The 17,847-nt window shown below is 42.2% G+C and carries 15 protein-coding genes; 11 read left to right on the top strand and 4 right to left on the bottom strand.

From position 1 onward, the window contains the following. Nucleotides 1-52: 52 nt before the first annotated feature. From RYH73_RS01635 to RYH73_RS01625, 3 genes are all read right to left on the bottom strand, one after another. A complete protein-coding gene (locus tag RYH73_RS01635; RefSeq protein WP_335311508.1) occupies nucleotides 53-673 on the bottom strand; it encodes a class I SAM-dependent methyltransferase in 621 nt (206 codons plus the stop codon). Between the two features lie 143 nt (nucleotides 674-816). Next, on the bottom strand, nucleotides 817-1,332 hold the full coding sequence (locus RYH73_RS01630) for a DUF6314 family protein (RefSeq protein WP_335311507.1): 516 nt from the start codon (nucleotides 1,330-1,332) through the stop codon (nucleotides 817-819). Nucleotides 1,333-1,551: 219 nt separating this feature from the next. Then, a complete protein-coding gene (locus RYH73_RS01625; RefSeq protein WP_335311506.1) occupies nucleotides 1,552-2,364 on the bottom strand; it encodes a metallophosphoesterase in 813 nt (270 codons plus the stop codon). A gap of 116 nt (nucleotides 2,365-2,480) precedes the next feature. On the opposite strand from RYH73_RS01625, the gene RYH73_RS01620 reads away from it, so the two are divergent. Continuing rightward, nucleotides 2,481-4,259, top strand: a complete 1,779-nt coding sequence (locus RYH73_RS01620; RefSeq protein ID WP_335311505.1) for an ABC transporter ATP-binding protein — start codon at nucleotides 2,481-2,483, stop codon at nucleotides 4,257-4,259. 73 nt (nucleotides 4,260-4,332) lie between these two features. Here the strand turns inward: RYH73_RS01620 and RYH73_RS01615 are convergent, their stop codons facing one another. After that, the gene (locus RYH73_RS01615; protein ID WP_335311504.1) at nucleotides 4,333-4,710 is read right to left on the bottom strand and encodes a chorismate mutase; all 378 of its coding nucleotides are present in this window, start codon (nucleotides 4,708-4,710) and stop codon (nucleotides 4,333-4,335) included. A gap of 174 nt (nucleotides 4,711-4,884) precedes the next feature. On the opposite strand from RYH73_RS01615, the gene RYH73_RS01610 reads away from it, so the two are divergent. The 10 genes from RYH73_RS01610 to RYH73_RS01565 all read left to right on the top strand — a co-directional run bounded on the left by RYH73_RS01610 (nucleotide 4,885) and on the right by RYH73_RS01565 (nucleotide 17,833). Further along, entirely contained in the window at nucleotides 4,885-5,289 is a 405-nt protein-coding gene (locus RYH73_RS01610; RefSeq protein ID WP_335311503.1) for a DUF1801 domain-containing protein, read from the top strand. 216 nt (nucleotides 5,290-5,505) lie between these two features. Then, nucleotides 5,506-6,090 carry an RNA polymerase sigma factor gene (locus tag RYH73_RS01605; protein ID WP_335311502.1) on the top strand — a complete coding sequence of 195 codons (585 nt, stop codon included), beginning with the start codon at nucleotides 5,506-5,508 and terminating at the stop codon, nucleotides 6,088-6,090. 86 nt (nucleotides 6,091-6,176) lie between these two features. Beyond that, a complete protein-coding gene (locus RYH73_RS01600) occupies nucleotides 6,177-7,322 on the top strand; it encodes a FecR family protein (RefSeq protein ID WP_335311501.1) in 1,146 nt (381 codons plus the stop codon). Nucleotides 7,323-7,496: 174 nt separating this feature from the next. Further along, nucleotides 7,497-11,018, top strand: coding sequence for a TonB-dependent receptor (locus RYH73_RS01595; RefSeq protein ID WP_335311500.1), 3,522 nt, complete (start codon nucleotides 7,497-7,499; stop codon nucleotides 11,016-11,018). Between the two features lie 28 nt (nucleotides 11,019-11,046). After that, nucleotides 11,047-12,615 (top strand): RagB/SusD family nutrient uptake outer membrane protein, encoded by a 1,569-nt coding sequence (locus RYH73_RS01590; protein WP_335311499.1) that lies wholly within the window; start codon nucleotides 11,047-11,049, stop codon nucleotides 12,613-12,615. A 12-nt stretch (nucleotides 12,616-12,627) separates the two neighbouring features. Then, on the top strand, nucleotides 12,628-13,353 hold the full coding sequence (locus RYH73_RS01585) for a 3-keto-disaccharide hydrolase (protein WP_335311498.1): 726 nt from the start codon (nucleotides 12,628-12,630) through the stop codon (nucleotides 13,351-13,353). A 20-nt stretch (nucleotides 13,354-13,373) separates the two neighbouring features. Next, on the top strand, nucleotides 13,374-14,741 hold the full coding sequence (locus tag RYH73_RS01580; protein ID WP_335311497.1) for a Gfo/Idh/MocA family protein: 1,368 nt from the start codon (nucleotides 13,374-13,376) through the stop codon (nucleotides 14,739-14,741). A 95-nt stretch (nucleotides 14,742-14,836) separates the two neighbouring features. After that, nucleotides 14,837-15,550 (top strand): 3-keto-disaccharide hydrolase, encoded by a 714-nt coding sequence (locus tag RYH73_RS01575; protein ID WP_335311496.1) that lies wholly within the window; start codon nucleotides 14,837-14,839, stop codon nucleotides 15,548-15,550. A gap of 183 nt (nucleotides 15,551-15,733) precedes the next feature. After that, nucleotides 15,734-16,912: an acyltransferase family protein gene (locus tag RYH73_RS01570; protein ID WP_335311495.1), complete on the top strand. Its 1,179-nt coding sequence runs from the start codon at nucleotides 15,734-15,736 to the stop codon at nucleotides 16,910-16,912. Between the two features lie 78 nt (nucleotides 16,913-16,990). Continuing rightward, the gene (locus RYH73_RS01565; RefSeq protein WP_335311494.1) at nucleotides 16,991-17,833 is read left to right on the top strand and encodes an SDR family NAD(P)-dependent oxidoreductase; all 843 of its coding nucleotides are present in this window, start codon (nucleotides 16,991-16,993) and stop codon (nucleotides 17,831-17,833) included. Nucleotides 17,834-17,847: the final 14 nt, after the last annotated feature.

The following is a 17,847-nucleotide window of genomic DNA, read 5'->3' as shown; positions in this document are numbered from 1 at the left end:
AAATTGTGACCTTAAAACAAGGAGCAGTAAAAATGGGACAATATATGACGGATTAACTCTTTTTACACTTAATCAGAAAAAACGGATAGTTCTCTGTAATCGCTATAATTTCAAACAAACCAAAACGGCCGAATTCAGCTTTAATTGATTCGCGATCGTAAAAAAATAGATGAACACCACCAAACATTTCATAACGGTCCCTGCCTATCTGTTTACCTTGTCCATAGGTCGGTGCTTCTTTTGAAATAACCGTAAAAACCATATAACCGTTTTCTGTGAGCTGATTATAACAGTCGCGAATTAGCTTCGCTCGTTCATCGCTGTTCAATAAATGGATTAATGCGTAGCAGAATATACCATCAAAACGAGCATGGTCAAAAGGCATGTCCGTAACGGAGCCATGGTAAATCGTCATCTCCTCTCCATAATGTTTTCTGGCGATTTCAATGGCCGTTTTTGATATCTCAATACCTGTCACCTTGATGCCATTATCTACAAATATCTGCGCATTCCGGCCATAACCAATTCCGGGAATAAGCATGTTTTTTACAGCATTTTCCAGAAAGAAATCTTTCGTTAAGATGGCAGAATTAGCGGGTTCAAAACCCCACATTTCCTGTTTTTCGCTAAAGCTTTTTTCCCAGAATTCCAGTTCTTTGTTCTTGTTTGGCATAAACTTATTGATTGTTATACCAAGGTAGCCATTCTATACAACATTAAAAAGAAAAGCAAACCGATAGATTTATACTTTGCTCAATCGTGTGCTGTTTACCAACATGTTTCCGGATAATGAGCCTTATTTAGTTAAGGCAAATATTAACTGGCGGGCTTCGTGAGTCTTGTAAAAGTTGTATTTATAAAAAAATCCTTATGGGGTCCAACCACTTTACAGCTATGAAAATAGGTATCAATTTCATTTAATTTGAAAAGCGCAGTATAGCGATCTTTGTTGCATAGGTGTTCCTGTTTAGGCGTATATTTATTTTCTAAGGGATCAAAGATATATTCTTGAAAAAGAACATTTTTATTGATTTCGTCATTAAGCCATACAGCGAGATAGTTGCGGTCAAATTGATAAAGATAATTTCTATAAAAACGAAACGCACGTTGAGACTTTAAAGGAAAAACGTTGCCGGTCTCCGAATACAGCATGGTATCGTTCGCTGTGCTTTCCTGGAATTCGGCTACGCCATAAGCTTTTGCAAATAATACTTCCGGTTGTTGGAATACCAGTCTTTCCAAACTCCACTTACCGCTAAAGTATGCAGGAAACATATAATTATCCTTTATAAAACTCTTTCCTTTCTGAAATCCCTGCTCTTTGTTTGACATAAGTTTATGTATTGCCAAGGCAAGTTACCCATTCGAGCGAACATAAAAAAGAAGAGGTAGGAAATATATGAACATGATGTTTAAAAGCCTTCCATATAAAAGGCATTAAATCTATGACCATCCGGGTCGATAAAAACGAATCCATCATGTTTTTTCCAAACGTTTCCAGCGGAGCAATAGTTTGAGTAGGTGGTAACGATCCAACAAAAATATAGATTGCTAGCTCCGAAAGTTTTCCGAGTAGAGTTTCGGTAATGGGTCCGATTGCCGATATTGCTTGCTGTCCATATCCATCATCGTAAGTCTTCCCGAGTGCCCCGCACCTGTATCGAGGTTGGTGATATTGAGTATATGCATCGGTTTGTCTGTATTCCAATTTATGGTTGGTGTATGGCCGATAAATATTTCGCGGAAGCTTGCTTTGCTTTCAAAATCCGCGACAGTTCCACCTGACGCGGCATGATGAATGGCATCCATCCAAAGGTCTCGATCCCAGTAGTATTTGTTTGGTACTTGTTTACTGAACAGTATGTTGCGGTCAAAACCTGCGTGCACGAAACATCTTTGTTCGCTGTCGATATGATAAAGCTTTTGATTTCGAAAAAACTGTCGGTGCGTAGAAGGGATATCCGACGAATTTAGCGAGGTTTTATATCCCCTGTTCGATGGTATACAGATAATGTCTTTTCCGGCATGTTTTAGATAAGAAACAATAGTGCCTTTGCCGCCGTAATTCCAAGCACCTGGATGGTAATCCGTTTGAAGGAACGAATCGAACCAATCGTCGTGATTTCCTTTGATAGCGATCAGGTTCCTTATTTTAAGGAGTTCTTCCACACATTCAAAGACTTCTCCGTAACCATCTACCACGTCCCCCAGCTGTATTAACACATCGTTATCGTAATCGAAATCCGTTCCTTTAAGGCATTGCATCAATGCTTTATAGGCGCCATGAATATCACCCATAACAAATGTTCGCTGTTGTTGCATGTCTTCTTTCCTGTTCAAAAATCGTACCCCCTTTCGTCCCATCTCGTCTTTTATTAGAGTCGCTCTATCTTCGTAAATAGCGCATAGTATGCACTTTTCGAAAAACCTATTTCCCGGTTGCGGTGGATTTTATACTTTTAGATTTCAAACATTGAATTATGACCAATCCCTATATTTCTCTTCTGCGCACTGCCTGGATCTATGCCCGAGGCGAGAAGAAACGCTACGTTTCCATCTACGGGTTATTCATATTGGCTAGCGCTGCTTTTGCTGCTTATCCGCTCCTGTACGGTTGGTTTATTAACGGGATACAACAGCAGGGTGCTACGTACTTACGCTACGCTTGGATATATGTTGGGGCTTACCTGCTTCTCAAGCTAGTAGAATGGAGCTTCCATGGCCCGGCCCGAATACTCGAACAGAAGCTGGCATTCGCACTCAGTAGAAATTTCTTGCAGGATCGTTATCATCAAACGCTGCATCTTCCGGTGAAATGGCATCAGGATAACCACTCAGGAATCACCATCAACAGAATCCGGAAAGCTTACACAGCACTGAAATCCTTTTTTGAGAACGGGTTTATGTATACCTATGCATTGATGAAGTTTGTTTTTTCCCTCATTGCAATGATCGCATTTTCACCCTTGTTTGGATTGATTGGCGTAGGGATCGGACTTCTGACGGTATTTGTTATTTTCAAGTTTGATAAACCCTATATCAAGGCTTTGGACGAAACAAATGAAAAAGACCATATCGTTTCCGGAACGCTGTTCGACAGTCTTTCCAACATCATTACAGTGATTACCTTACGTCTGCAAGACCGAATGGAGAAAAGCTTAATGGGGAAAGTGGCCGATGTTTATCCTCCTTTTAGAAAATCTGTCCATGTAAATGAGTTGAAATGGTTTATTGCCGACATGTTGGTTGCGCTTATTTATGTAGTTACGGTACTCGGATATATTTATCAGCACGGACAACAGGGTCAAGTCTTTTTAATCGGAAATCTGGTTGCGCTGCTGGGATTTGTCAATCAGTTCACCAGCGTTTTTCACGATGTGGCCTGGCAGTATACACAGATTGTTCAGTTTAATACGGATGTGGAAACCTCCCGTCATATCAGCGACGCCTATCAGCGGCAACATCAGGCGGAAGCTACTGTGATGTTACCGGATAAATGGCAACAGATCGAGATCGAAGGCTTGAATTTCTCGCATACCGAAACCTACTCTTCCGGACAAAAAGCGCACAGCCTACATAATATCCATCTTACCATTCAAAGAGGGCAAAAAATCGCGTTGATCGGAGAAAGTGGTAGCGGAAAAAGTACGCTTATGGCCATACTTAGGGGTTTATATACCCATCAATCCGACACCCAAATACGATTGGACAACAATACATTAATCGATGCCGCAAGCCTGGCCGATGCAGTCACTTTATTTCCGCAAGAACCGGAAATATTCGAAAACACCATCAAGCATAATATCACCCTTGGGCTATCGTTTAGGGATGAAGAAGTAATGGAAGTCTGTCGGATCGCCCATTTTGCGGAGGTTGTGCAAACGCTTCCAAAAGGTTTGGAATCACATATCCAGGAAAAGGGTGTAAACCTAAGTGGGGGGCAAAAACAACGATTGGCACTGGCTCGTGGAATATTGGCCGCACGGTCCAGTAGTATTATTTTACTGGATGAACCCACCAGCAGCATCGATCCTAAAACAGAGGTCAAGATCTATCAACATCTTTTTGAAGAATTCAAAGAAAAGGTGCTGATTTCCAGTCTACACCGCCTATACCTGCTGCCCTATTTTGACTATATCTACATTCTACAAGATGGAAGAATAGTTGATGAAGGTACTTTTAACAATTTGAAAGTACGTAGCTTGATTTTTGACGAGCTGTGGAAGCACCAACGGGAAAACAATCGGGCGGATAATTAAGTGATGAATGATTTACAATAAGCGTAAATCATTCATTTTTCCAAAAGCAGTTGAAAATGAACAACAGCCGTTGCTACTGCGTTGTTTGTACACCATCTTTCTGTTTCAATTCTTTTTCCTGACGCACACTTTCAGCATGCACATCTTCATAGAGTTGTTTAACAAAATCAGCCGATAGCCCCACTTTCTCACCTTCAACGATGGCTTGTTGTAATACCTTCTTGAAACGGTCGGGTTGCACAACCGCTACATTGTGTTTCATTTTATACGTTCCGATAATTCTGGCCGCCTGCATGCGTTCCCCTAACAAATGAATAATCTCTTTATCCAATTCGTCAATCTTTTTCCTATAAACAGCCATCGTATCTTGTACAGGTACAGGTTGGTCTTGGGCCCTGGCTGTTAGCATGCCCAGCATACCTATGCCCGCGAGGGTGATGATTTTACGCATAATTTCTTTTTGTTTTTTCACAACAAATAGCTGGTCGTAGCAGGGGTATATCGCTTAGTACTAAACAAACCTTCATCTATTTGCTGTTATCCATTCAGTTATCTATTCAAAGGTACTAAATTTGCAAAACCGATAAAGAGCTTAAGGACGGAGTAAGACTTATCTTAAGAAGTTATGAAAATTACAAACCTGGTTGATTTATTTGCTATTCTCCCGGAAGACGAAAAAATAATGGTGGATATTTTACGACAGATCGTTATTGAAACACTTCCTTCATATTGTAAAGAGAAAATATCCTACAATGTTCCATTTTTTCAGGGTAACAAAGGGATCTGTATTATTTGGCCTGCTACTGTTCCAAGAGGAGGTATCAAAAAAGGTGTTCTTTTCGGTTTTTGGTATGGATGCAAATTAAAGGATCCGGATGGTTTTTTGACGCATGGAACCAACAAACAAATTTTTTATAGAATTTACCATACACCCGAAGAAATTGAGGAGAAGCCCATAAAAATACTTTTAAAAGAAGCAATTCAACTGGATAATGCTTTTCACAAGGTTGCTCCCCATAACCCTTCATAAAATTATCCGATTTTTGATGCGGTTTTTACCTCACTTAAAAAAACAAAATTCACTTTCGTGATAGCCTATAGAACGAAGCAGCCTAATTCGAATTGAACCAATCCGACGTCTAAACATGCGTACCAAAATACGTTTTCTTCTTTATATTAAAATGATTTAGTAGATTCGTAGCGGCGAACCGATAAACTACTCAATCCAATTAGTGTCACCTAGTGTATGTCATCCTATAAATTATATACGGATAATGAATTAATACATTTGTTAAAAGCGGATGATCGAACTGCTTTTTCCGAAATTTACACGCGCTATGGCGAACGTTTATATAAACAGGCATACCATGTGCTAAGGAACCGCGAAGATGCAAAAGACATCGTGCAGGATATTTTTACCGCCCTTTGGAATAAAAGAACCGAGTTGTGCATCAATAACCTTGCAGGATACTTATACATTGCCAATCGTAACCAAGTGATTAAATTAATGGCACACAGGAAGATCAGCGCTGTTTATTTCGATTGGCTCCAGACGATGAGCAAGGAGGTACCCGATACGGCCAATTATGGTATCCTTGAGAAACAGCTGCATGAACTGGTGGAAGGTGAAGTCGGTAAATTACCTTCAAAAATGCGGCAAGTATTTAACCTCAGTAGAAAAGCACATCTTTCCCATAAAGAAATTGCCGCTAAACTGCATTTGTCAGAGGCAACGGTTAAGACGCAGGTTAAGAATGCTTTACGAATATTAAGAAGCAAATTAGAGGCTTTTCTATATACTATTCTTCTCCTATTTTATTGGCTGTTTTAAGCCAATGATAAAAAAAATATTTTTTTTCTACCCCCAAAGGCCTCCTTGTCGTACTTTACTTTTAACGATCCTCATTTACCGAGCTTATGGAGAAAAAAAGAATCAAAGAGTTGCTTCATAAATACAGAAAAGGTCTGTGCACCGATGCTGAAAAAGCTTGGATTGAATCCTTTTACGATGAACTGGCTAATCCGCCATCTTCCGATCTGACGGAAGAAATGATACAAGCAGATTTAGCAGATGTTTATCAACGCATACCTGCTTTATCGAAAAATAAAAGCTTTACCCTTTGGCCCAAGATCGTTGCCGCAGCGGTATTCTTACTTTTTGTTTCCATTGGTTTTTATTTTTTCAAAGAAAAAGAACCAAGCCAGCCACTTGCGCAAGTCATTGACAAATCGAAGATCAACCCAAATGATTTTGCTCCCGGTACCAATAAGGCGCTATTAACATTGGCCGATGGATCGCAAATAGCATTGGATAATGCGCCGGACCAGAAGATACTCGACAAAGAAGGAATAAAAATTACGAAGAATGAGGATGGTTTGATTACCTATCAAATTAATCCGGGGACCCAAGAGGCAAAATCAAATACATTGAGTACACCAAAAGGCGGGCAATATCAGGTCATTTTATCAGATGGCACCAAGGTTTGGTTAAATGCAGCTTCCTCCCTCAGCTATCCTACGGTATTTACCGGAAATGAGCGAAAGGTCCTATTAAAAGGGGAAGCTTACTTTGAAGTAGCCAAAAATGAAAAACAACCATTTAAGGTATTGACGGATCGGCAGGAACTGTTGGTGTTAGGTACTCATTTTAATATCAACAGTTATGAAGACGAACCCGAAATTAAAACAACCCTATTAGAAGGTAGCGTTAAAGTATCAGCGCTTCAAACCAAGCATACCATCCTTCTGAAGCCGGGAGAACAGGCAGCCTTAAAGAAAAGTGGGAAATTAAAGGTAGATCAGATCAATGCTGAAAATGCAATTGCATGGAAAAGTGGTCTCTTTCAGTTTCAGGGTTCCGGCATCCACGAAGCATTACGGCAGATGGCCCGTTGGTATGACATATCGATCGAATTTGAAGGAGATGCACCTGATATCCAGCTTTGGGGAGAAGTGCATCGAAATGCCAATGCCATCGAAGCGTTGGAGATTTTAAGCTATTTCGATTTAAAATATAAAATTTTGGCCATGGGAAGTACCAAGAAAATCGTCATTATCCAATAAACGTTAATCCATACATTATGAGAAAATCAACAATCACTTAAACAAGAACAGGGTTAACAAAAAAACCGTTTCCTAACGCCATTAGGAAACGGAATACTTGGAGTTAACTCTTTCCGGATAAATCCGGAACGCCAATTTGTTAAAACCTTTATTAACTCAAGCTTTACAAAAATAATGAAAATTAGACCTAAGACAATGGCCTGGGGTAGGCCATTATCCAATTTTTTTGGAAAATCAAACCCGGTTCAATACCAAACAACCGATATTAAAAGGAAAATTATAATGCAGTTAAATCTTACATTTTTCTTTTTGTTCATTGCCCTGATGCAGCTACACGCAGCAACATACGCACAAAAAATCTCTGTCAATAAACAAAATGCAACCTTAGCAGAGATTTTTCGGTCCATTAAGCAGCAGAGCGACTATGTCTTTGTTTATAACAGCAAAGAAATCAACAGCTTAAAGGTGAGCGTAAACGCACAGCGTTCTACCATCGAAGACATCATGAACCAATGCCTTCAAAACCAGCCTTTCACCTATAAAATCAGTGGACACAATGTACTGATCAAAAGGAAAAATGAATCCGTTGAGGTTCGTCCACCCATACAACAACGGGAAGTGAAAGGAAAAATAATCGATGCAGAGGGTTTACCCGTTCCCGGCGTTAGTGTCAAAATAAAAGGTACAACCGCCGGGACCACCAGCAATGCAGAAGGCTTATATACCTTGCAAGTGCCTGGAGCAGAAGCAACCTTAGTATTTAGCATTTTAGGTTATGCACTACAGGAAATCAATGTAGGTACGAATACCCTGATTAATGTGACCCTAAAAGAAGAATCGTCTGCACTAGACGAAGTCGTTGTCATTGGTTATGGAACCCAAAGGCGAGCCGATGTCACCACAGCTGTAGCTTCGGTATCGGCAGAAAATATCCAAAATCGCCCGGTCCAAAATTTCGGAGAAGCTATTGCAGGCCAAATGGCCGGTGTTCAAGTACAACAGACCAACGGCGCACCAGGAGGTGAAGGTTTAGCCATTCGGATACGAGGTACCGGCTCTATCACGCAATCAAATGATCCGCTATACGTGGTAGACGGGTATCCCATGGAAGGAAATGCATTTCGTCTTATCAACCCTTCCGATATTGAGAGTATACAGGTGCTCAAAGACGCCTCATCAACTGCTATTTATGGTTCAAGAGGTGCAAATGGCGTGGTGGTGATCTCGACCAAAAAAGGTAAAAAAGGCCCTCCCATTATCAATGTCAATTCATTTGTGGGGTTCCAACAACGGGGAACAGAAATTAAAATGATGAACCGCGATCAATATGTTGATTGGTTTGTTGACGGTCGAAATCAGGCCTGGTTAGATGCCGCTGTTATTCCAAATGATCCTGACCAGTCGCCACATAGCATCAATGATCCCAATTCGCGCCGAAGCCTTTATCCCGGTGCAAGCGGGCAGTACATGATTCCGGACGGTACGGGTGGTTATCTCTATAACTTTTTAGATCCGGCATCCGTTGCCACTATGCCTGATAATAATTGGCAGGATCTATTATATCGGAATGCCTTAACACAGCAAAATGAACTTTCCGTCAATGGCGGTTCGGAAAATACCCAGTATAACTTTTCAGGAAGTTACATGAAACAGGATGGTATTGTGATCAATACCAATTATGATCGCTTCAATTTCCGTTCGAGTGTAAATTCAAAAATAAGCAAGACCATCAATCTGGGTGCTAATCTAATGGCTTATTCAGCACGCGGTCGCGAACAAGATCAAGGTAAATATTCGGCCGTTATGTATGCGCTGCAATTACCACCTATTTATCCCGTTAGAAATGCCGATGGTACCTATGGATCGATGGTCCGGAATCCGGAAACCCTGGTTGGCGATGTCGCCAGTCCGATAGGAGTGGCCGAGCTGGTCAATATTAACAGGCGGCGTTATGGTTGGTTAGGAACTATTTCTGCCGATTGGGAAATCATGAAAGATCTGAAATACCACCTGAGCATTAATGGTGGAATCCAAGATGATCAATTAAAAAGATTTGAACCTTCCACAGTAGATCTGGATGCTTCCAGGGCACCGCGTCCGGCAAAAGGAGTTGACGAACGTTATACCGACTATGATTGGGTCATTGAAAACACCTTAAATTATACGAAGACATTTGGTGAAAAACATAACTTTTCCGCCTTGGTTGGATACACGACGCAAAAACACACTAGAAATTATATGTACGGTGAAGCAAGAGGTTTTGCTAACGACGATGTTGAAACCTTAAATGCCGGCAATATGTATCAACTCTCTAGTACAGAGTCCGCCTATTCCATGATTTCTTATTTAAGTAGAGTCAACTATTCATATGATGATCGTTACCTCTTTACAGCTACGATACGTAGCGATGGCTCTTCGCGCTTTGGACAAAACCGGAAATGGGGAACCTTTCCATCTGTCTCGGTAGGCTGGAGAGTTTCCGAAGAAGGCTTCATGAAAGATGTCGATCAAATCAGCGATTTAAAAATCAGGGCCGGATTTGGTATTTCCGGAAATAACCGGATAGGTGATTATGCATCCATCGGTTTATTGGATCCCGGTTATTACCCAACAGGAGGAACCTTGCAAAACACAGTAGATGTGAATCCGGAATCCATGGCCAATGCAGATCTAGGCTGGGAAAAGACCAAGCAATATAATTTAGGTTTCGAATTTGGCTTGGCCAATGATCGGATTCGGGTAGAGGGCGATTTCTACGACAGCCAATCCCTTGATTTATTGTTGGATGTACCCGTGCCTACCATAACTGGTTATACATCTCAGTTTCAGAATATTGGCAAAGTGCAGAACCGAGGGATGGAGTTTTCGGTAACCACAAGAAACTTTATCAAGGCATTTCAGTGGAGTACCAATTTTAACATCTCCTTTAATAAGAATAAGGTGCTGGAAGTGGGGCCGGACCAACGACCCATCTATGGCACTGCGCCAAATGCCAATAATGCATTCATCACCACCATTGGCTTGCCTATCGCAAGCTTCTATGGCTACAAACAAGAAGGTGTTTTCATGTCGCAGGAAGAATTGGACCGCTATCCCCATTTAGCTGCCGATAAAATAGGCGATGGTCGTTATGCTGATATCAATGGCGATGGTAAATTAGATCAAAACGATAAAACCATTTTAGGCAATAATATGCCCGATTTTACCGGCGGTATCACCAATAATTTCTCCTATAAAAACTTCTCCTTAAGCGTACAGTTTACTGGGTCTTACGGTGCAGAAGTATTTAGCTTTTTTAAACGCATGGTAGGCATTTATCACGGCGACCGGAATGGTATGATCGAACAGATCGATCGCTGGCGATCGCCGGAAGAGCCAGGTGATGGCATTCATTTCCGTGCTACCCGTAATCCTACCGGTTGGCAACGCGATCCTTCGTCGGCATGGGTACAAAATGCGTCCTACCTTCGCTTACGTAACGTAAACTTCTCTTATAATTTCGGACAGTCCGTATTGGACAAATTAAAAATTAAAGGATTGCGCCTATACGTAACCGGTAGTAACTTATTTACCATTACCAATTATACAGGCTATGATCCGGAAACCAGCAGTGAAAGTGGTCTTCAAAAAGGAGGCGATTACTTAGGCTATCCAACGGCCAGGTCTTTCATTTTTGGTGCTAATCTAACTTTTTAACTCCTAGTTTATGCGATATACAACAGCTATGAAAAAGATTTTTTTATTAGGTATGACGGTTTTGATGCTGTCATCTTGCAGTAAGGATTTCATTGAACTTACACCGCCATCTAATTTGAACAGCAGTGATTTTTATAAAACCCAACAAGATATTAACCAGGCCACCTTATCGGCTTATGCCAGCCTGCGTGAACTCTATAATGGTACGTATTATCGGCTGGGCGAAATTCGTTCCGATAATACGACATACTCTTGGTTGGCCGGCAATCCGGCAAATGAGAAGGGAGTAGATGAGTTTGCTTCCCCTCTGTTGCCGGAGAATAATTTTGTAATGGATTGTTGGGATGATAGTTATAACACTATTTTGAGGTGTAACTTGGTTTTAGGAAGAAGCGATGGCGCTACCTTTACCGACGAAAATCTTCGGAACCAATATAAAGCAGAGGCCAGTTTCATACGCGCATCTACCTATTTTTGGTTAAATCGGGTATTTGGTGGTTATGCACTGAACGGAGAGCTCTTAGGTGTCATTAAAGTAGATAAAGAACTGACGCCCGATGAAGCCTATCAATTGCGTCGATCTCCCCTGGAAGAAATTTATGGTTTGATTATTAGTGATCTCCAATTTGCCGAATCCAACTTGCCGGAAAGTTATGGTGGAAGTGACAAAGGACGTGTTACCAAAGCGGCGGCCAGCGCGTTGTTGGGAAAGGTTTATATGACCATGGCCGGATATCCTTTGAATAAAGGAAATGAATTTTACACCAAAGCCATTGAAAAATTCCGAGAGGTAACGAATAACGGGCAATATGCGCTGGTAGCAAACTATGCCGATCTATTTGATGTAAACAAGAAAAACAGTGTAGAATCACTTTTTGAAATTCAATACATGAAAGGTTCGCCAAATGGTGCTACGGGAAGCCCCTGGAATAACAATTTTGCTCCTCGTTTCTCGGATAAAGAGGTGGTATTAGTGGGAGACAAAAGTGGGCAAAACGCGCCTACGCAGGACATGTCCAATGCTTATGAAACCGGAGATCCTAGAAAATACGTGTCCATGCGCGATGGCTGGGTGAACGCTAAAACCGGTGCCTTTGAAACCGATAAATATGTTCGCAAATATTATGATGTAGCTACCAGTGCTTCCGATAACGGAAATAACTGGATCGAGCTGCGTTTAGCCGATATTTATTTACTCTATGCGGAAGCCTTGGTACGCACCGGTACGGATCAAGCGACCGCCTTGATTTATTTAAATAAAATACGGGAGCGGGCTAGAAATACACCCGGTGATCCAAATGTGCCGGCTCCGGCTAACCTGCTAAGCGATTATCAATTAGGAGATTTTGCCAATGATCAGGCTTTCCTGCTGGCGATCGAAAAGGAGCGTCGTGTCGAACTTGCTTTTGAAAATCACCGATGGTTTGACCTCGTTAGAACAGGCAGGGCGAAGGACGTCATGATTGCGGAGCAGAAAGCTGATGGTTTTAGTAATTTTACCTGGAGTGATGACGCCATGGCTTATCCCATCCCAATGACCGTCATGCAAGCCAATCCACAACAGATTATCCAAAACAAAGGTTATACACAATTATAAAATTTTTAGATCATGACAATTCAAGTAAATCTCTTTCTTTCATGCGTACTCGCAAGTTTCTTCAGTATAAGTAGCCTCGGTGTTTATGCACAGGATAACGCCCTAACGACACAAGAAAAGGCAGATGGCTGGCAGTTACTCTTTAACGGAAAAGATTTTGAAGGGTGGACTTCCACGAAAGGTACGTCTCCTGATGTAAGTTGGAAGATTGAGAATGGCCAACTCTCGCTAAAAGGAGCGGGCGGTAAACAACATCTCGATATCATCAGTGCAGCGGAATATAGTGATTTTGACCTACGTGTCGATTTTAAATTAACAGAAGGCGCCAATAGCGGCATCAAATATTTCTTCACCCGTTATAGCGAGGGCGGATGGCTCGGTATGGAATATCAGCTTATTGATAATGATCGCCACCCTGACGCCAAGCTCGGCCGCGATGGTAACCGTCAGCTCAGTGCCTTGTATGATATGCTGGCGGTTAAGAAAAAAGTGCCCGTTAAGGTTGGTGAATGGAATCAGGCCCGCGTGGTGGCAAAAGGCAGTCAAGTAAGTCATTACCTGAATGGCCAGGAAGTATTACGTTATGACCGAAAGAGCCCGGCATTTGAGAAAGCGCGGCAACTAAGCAAATTTAAAGAAGCAAAACCTGCCTTTGGTTCCGTCAATAAAGGCCATATTTTATTGCAAGACCATGGCGACATCGTCTATTTTAAAAACGTGAAAATAAAAGCATTATAACATTTTATAAAAAAGATAGGATGAATACGAAATCAAGAAGAGCATTTATTAAAAAAATAGGTGTAGGCACAGCAGCCTTAGCCGTTGGCACCAACCTATTTGATCATCACCCGGCAATGGCCTTCAGTGCCAAAAGCTACCGTAACATCGTCGGTGCAAACGAACGCGTTCAAGTTGCTACCATCGGTGTAAATAGTCGCGGAAGTAGCATGAGCGGTACCTTTGCCAAACAAAAAAATGCAACCGTAGCCTGCATTTGTGATGTAGACGAAAGAGCCATTCCGAAAGCGATGAAACGTGTTGCCGATGCCGGACAAAGCACTACACCCCGTTCCGAAAAAGATCTGCGGAAGGTGTTGGAAGACAAAAGCATTGATGCCATTTATACCGCAACACCCGATCATTGGCATGCGCCATTAACGATCATGGCTTGTCAGGCAGGCAAACATGTATATGTTGAAAAGCCTATGGCACATAATCCGGCAGAAGGAGAAATGGCAGTAGCAGCGGCCAGAAAATATAGCCGTGTGGTACAAATGGGGGCACAGCGTCGTTCGGCACCCACACTTACCAAAGGTATTGAACTCCTTCATCGTGGAATCATAGGTAAGGTGTACATGGCCAAAACGTGGTATACCAACACCCGGAAAGCAACCTTTCTGAAACCCGGTACTGTTCCTTCCTGGCTCGATTATGATCTGTGGCAAGGACCTGCACCGCGGATGCCCTACAAGGATGGTTTAATCCATTACGATTGGCATTGGTTCTGGCATTGGGGAACAGGTGAAGCTTTGAACAATGGTACCCATGAGGTAGATGTTGCCCGCTGGGGTTTAGGTGTAGATTTCCCAACACGGGTAAGCTCAATTGGCGGGCGTTATCAATTTCAGGATGATTGGGAAACACCTGACACGCAAATCGTAACCGTAGAATATCCGACGGCGACCCTGGTCTGGGAAAATAGAAGCTGCAACGGACGCCAGGTAGAAGGTTTGGAACGAGGCGTTATTTTCTATGGCGATAAGGGAAGTCTAGATACGGGAGAAGACGCCTACAAGATCTATAATTTACAAGGTAAACTCATCAAAGAAGAAAAATCGACTTCCTCAACGGGAGGTTTAGCAGGTAGGAATACCGCAAGCCCCAGTTTAGGTATGGACAGCCTACATGTAGCTGATTTTCTAGATGCGGTCAAAAATAATAGGCAACCTAATTGCGATATCGAACTCGGTTATAAAAGTACGGTGGCCATGTTGTTAGGCAATATATCTTGGCGAGTAGGCCGTGATTTAAAGATCGATTCTAAAAATGGACATATTGTAGGGGATGCCGAGGCCGAAAAGTTGTGGAGCCGGCACTATGAGCCGGGATGGGAACCTAAAATTTAAAGGAAAAGAACTGCAGGAAAGTTCAAAGCTTAGGGCAATGAACGGACCTGCAGATTCTATACTTTTGTTTGTTGATCAATAATAAACCAACACAGATGAATAGGCTAAAAATCATGGTCTTGCTTTTTGTACTACCTATGTACAAAATACAGGCGCAAACACAAAATAGATTAACCGCAGAAGAAAAAGCAAGCGGATGGCAGCTTATTTTTGATGGAAAAAGCTTTGCGGGTTTGCAAAAACTAGCGGACGGAGGTTGGGCGGTAAAAGATGGTCTGTTGATGGCAACTCCCATTCCGCATGGGAGGCAAATGGATATTATTACCAAAGCTAGCTTTGATAATTTTGAACTGACCTTTGAATTTAGGGCAGCAAAAAACACCAATAGTGGTGTTAAATATTTGGTTACAAATACCTTTCCAGGTCAAAAGGGTGCCTATTTGGGCTTGGAGTATCAAATTCTGGACGATCTGCATTACCGGTATCCCGAGCGGGGCGAATTGCGGTCTGTAGCCTCACTTTACGATCTCATTCCAGCCGATCCAAAAAAGAAAGTAAAAGCACTTGGCGAATGGAATACCGCCAAGATTATCGTAAATGGCCATCATATCAGCCATTGGCTTAATGGCAAAGAAGTGGTTGCATATGATCGGAGTAGTCCTGCATTTGCACAATTGGTTCAAGTCAGTAAATACAAAGACCTTCAAAATTTCGGAAAAGCTGAAAAAGGACACCTCCTTTTTCAGAATGAGGGTACACCGGTTGATTTCCGGAACATCAAAATCAAGCCTTTGACGAAGGCAAAATAAAATAGTCGACTTAATAAGCCATCTCATCAAAACAAGAGATGGCTTATTTCTGCATTTATTTACCCCAAGTAGCCGTTTTTGTCAACTCATTTCCTAAATTGCGCACCAAGAAAGAATAGTGCTAGCTAGCGCTTCACCGTATGGTCATTTGATATTGGAATAACCATTCAATTTTACATTTTTATGCAAAAAATCGCTTCTGCTGCATTTGCAGACACTAAACCACATTATATTCTTCTTGACGGCTTAAGAGGCGTTGCAGCACTTATGGTTATATGGTATCACGTATTTGAAGCCTTTGCAACAAGCGCTATCGATCAACGATTCAATCATGGGTATTTAGCGGTTGATTTCTTCTTTATACTTTCCGGCTTCGTCATCGGTTATGCTTATAACGATCGTTGGAAAACAATGAAAACAAAAGATTTTATCAAGCGCCGATTAATCCGTTTACATCCCATGGTTGTTATAGGCGCTATTTTAGGTGCGATTACCTTCTATATACAAGGCAACGTGAAATGGGATGGTTCGCAGGTCTCCTTATCGATGTTAATGCTAGCTTTACTCATTAATCTCTTCTTAATTCCAGCTGCACCCGGCTCGGGTGCCGAAGTTCGTGGAAATGGAGAGATGTATCCGCTCAATGGCCCTAGTTGGTCTTTATTCTTTGAGTATATCGGTAATATCCTATATGCTCTGTTTATCCGTAGGTTATCTACGAAAGCACTTTCAGTACTCGTCCTGTTGGCCGGAATCGGATTGGCCTCCTTTGCTGTATTCAACTTTTCCGGTTATGGGCATTTAGGCGTAGGATGGACGATGGCAGACCATAACCTGATCGGTGGATTTTTGCGCTTGTTATTTTCATTCTCCGCAGGGGTATTGATGTCACGAAAATTTAAACCGATTCCCATTAAAGGCGCCTTCTTACTATGTAGTTTGGCAATTGTCGTTTTACTTTCCATACCCCATGTTGGCGGAGCGCAAGCCCTCTGGATGAACGGTATTTATGATGCCGTATGTACCACCCTTATTTTTCCCCTATTGGTCTACCTGGGTGCCTCCGGAAATACAACCGACAAGCGCTCCACTAAAATCTGTAAATTCTTAGGCGATATATCGTATCCACTATATATGGTGCACTATCCTTTCATGTACCTGTTTTATGCATGGGTATGGCGCGAAAATCTTACTTTCGCCCACATTTGGCCGATAACGTTGCTACTGTTCTCAGGCAATATTTTATTAGCGTACCTCTGCTTAAAGTTCTACGATGAACCCCTGCGAAAATGGTTGAGCAAGAAATTTCTGATGAAAGGTGAACCGATAACTCGGGATACAGTAAATCAATCCTCATTATGACTACAAATATCCGCGCTTAGCATACAAGTAAAGAAAGCGCTTGGCTTACTTTTGTTGTGAACAAAAAGATAAATGATCATGACACAACAAAAAGATAAAGTTTGGTTCATTACCGGCGCATCGCGTGGTTTTGGCCGTGTTTGGACGGAGGCTGCCTTAGCGCGTGGTGATAAAGTCGCAGCAACGGCACGTAAACAGGAAAGCATTGCCGATCTTAAAGATAAGTATGGTGAGCAGGTGTTAGTCTTAACCCTCGATGTAACCAATCCCGATCAGGTGAAAGAAGCCGTTACAACCGCTCATGCCCATTTCGGTAGGCTGGATATCGTGCTCAATAATGCGGGGTATTCATTGGTAGGGACTATCGAAGAAGCAAGTGCAGCCGATGTTCGGGCACTTTACGAAACCAATGTTTTAGGTCCGGTTGCGGTGATACAGGCCGCTTTACCCTTACTCAGAGAGCAGGGTTATGGCCATATCCTTGGTACTTCCAGCAACCTTGGTCATGTGACCATGCCGGTAATTGGCTATTATTGTTCATCTAAATGGGCATTTGAGGCCATTCATGAAAGCTTGGCGGCGGAGGTAGCGCCTTTCGGTATTCAGGTAACCATCATTGAACCCGGGGCCTACGCTACCGAATTCGGCAGTCAGGAGTCTTTAAAATTTGCACAGGGCATGGACGAATATACCGATTTCAAAACTAAGTTTTTTGCTGACACGTTAAAAGCCGTAGAAAGAGGCGATCCGGCAGCAACGCCACAGGCCTTGTTTAAAATGGTAGATGCAGCACAACCACCGCTGCGCTTCAATCTCGGCAGCCATAACCTTTCAGATACTCGCGCAGCCTATGCCGAGCGACTGGCTGTTTGGGAGGCTTGGGATGAGGTATCCAAGACTGCCCAGGGTGGAGCGAAATAAAATCGACCATAACC

The organism is Olivibacter sp. CPCC 100613 (assembly GCF_036959255.1).
Taxonomy (GTDB): domain Bacteria; phylum Bacteroidota; class Bacteroidia; order Sphingobacteriales; family Sphingobacteriaceae; genus Olivibacter.
The sequence above is the reverse complement of the archived record's forward strand: the minus strand, read 5'-3'. Positions and strand labels throughout refer to the sequence as shown.

Coding starts and splice junctions, on each gene's coding strand:
- RYH73_RS01635 (WP_335311508.1), bottom strand. CDS start 673: ATGCCAAACAAGAACAAAGAACTGGAATTCTGGGAAAAAAGCTTTAGC.
- RYH73_RS01630 (WP_335311507.1), bottom strand. CDS start 1,332: ATGTCAAACAAAGAGCAGGGATTTCAGAAAGGAAAGAGTTTTATAAAG.
- RYH73_RS01625 (WP_335311506.1), bottom strand. CDS start 2,364: ATGGGACGAAAGGGGGTACGATTTTTGAACAGGAAAGAAGACATGCAA.
- RYH73_RS01620 (WP_335311505.1), top strand. CDS start 2,481: ATGACCAATCCCTATATTTCTCTTCTGCGCACTGCCTGGATCTATGCC.
- RYH73_RS01615 (WP_335311504.1), bottom strand. CDS start 4,710: ATGCGTAAAATCATCACCCTCGCGGGCATAGGTATGCTGGGCATGCTA.
- RYH73_RS01610 (WP_335311503.1), top strand. CDS start 4,885: ATGAAAATTACAAACCTGGTTGATTTATTTGCTATTCTCCCGGAAGAC.
- RYH73_RS01605 (WP_335311502.1), top strand. CDS start 5,506: ATGTCATCCTATAAATTATATACGGATAATGAATTAATACATTTGTTA.
- RYH73_RS01600 (WP_335311501.1), top strand. CDS start 6,177: ATGGAGAAAAAAAGAATCAAAGAGTTGCTTCATAAATACAGAAAAGGT.
- RYH73_RS01595 (WP_335311500.1), top strand. CDS start 7,497: ATGAAAATTAGACCTAAGACAATGGCCTGGGGTAGGCCATTATCCAAT.
- RYH73_RS01590 (WP_335311499.1), top strand. CDS start 11,047: ATGAAAAAGATTTTTTTATTAGGTATGACGGTTTTGATGCTGTCATCT.
- RYH73_RS01585 (WP_335311498.1), top strand. CDS start 12,628: ATGACAATTCAAGTAAATCTCTTTCTTTCATGCGTACTCGCAAGTTTC.
- RYH73_RS01580 (WP_335311497.1), top strand. CDS start 13,374: ATGAATACGAAATCAAGAAGAGCATTTATTAAAAAAATAGGTGTAGGC.
- RYH73_RS01575 (WP_335311496.1), top strand. CDS start 14,837: ATGAATAGGCTAAAAATCATGGTCTTGCTTTTTGTACTACCTATGTAC.
- RYH73_RS01570 (WP_335311495.1), top strand. CDS start 15,734: ATGCAAAAAATCGCTTCTGCTGCATTTGCAGACACTAAACCACATTAT.
- RYH73_RS01565 (WP_335311494.1), top strand. CDS start 16,991: ATGACACAACAAAAAGATAAAGTTTGGTTCATTACCGGCGCATCGCGT.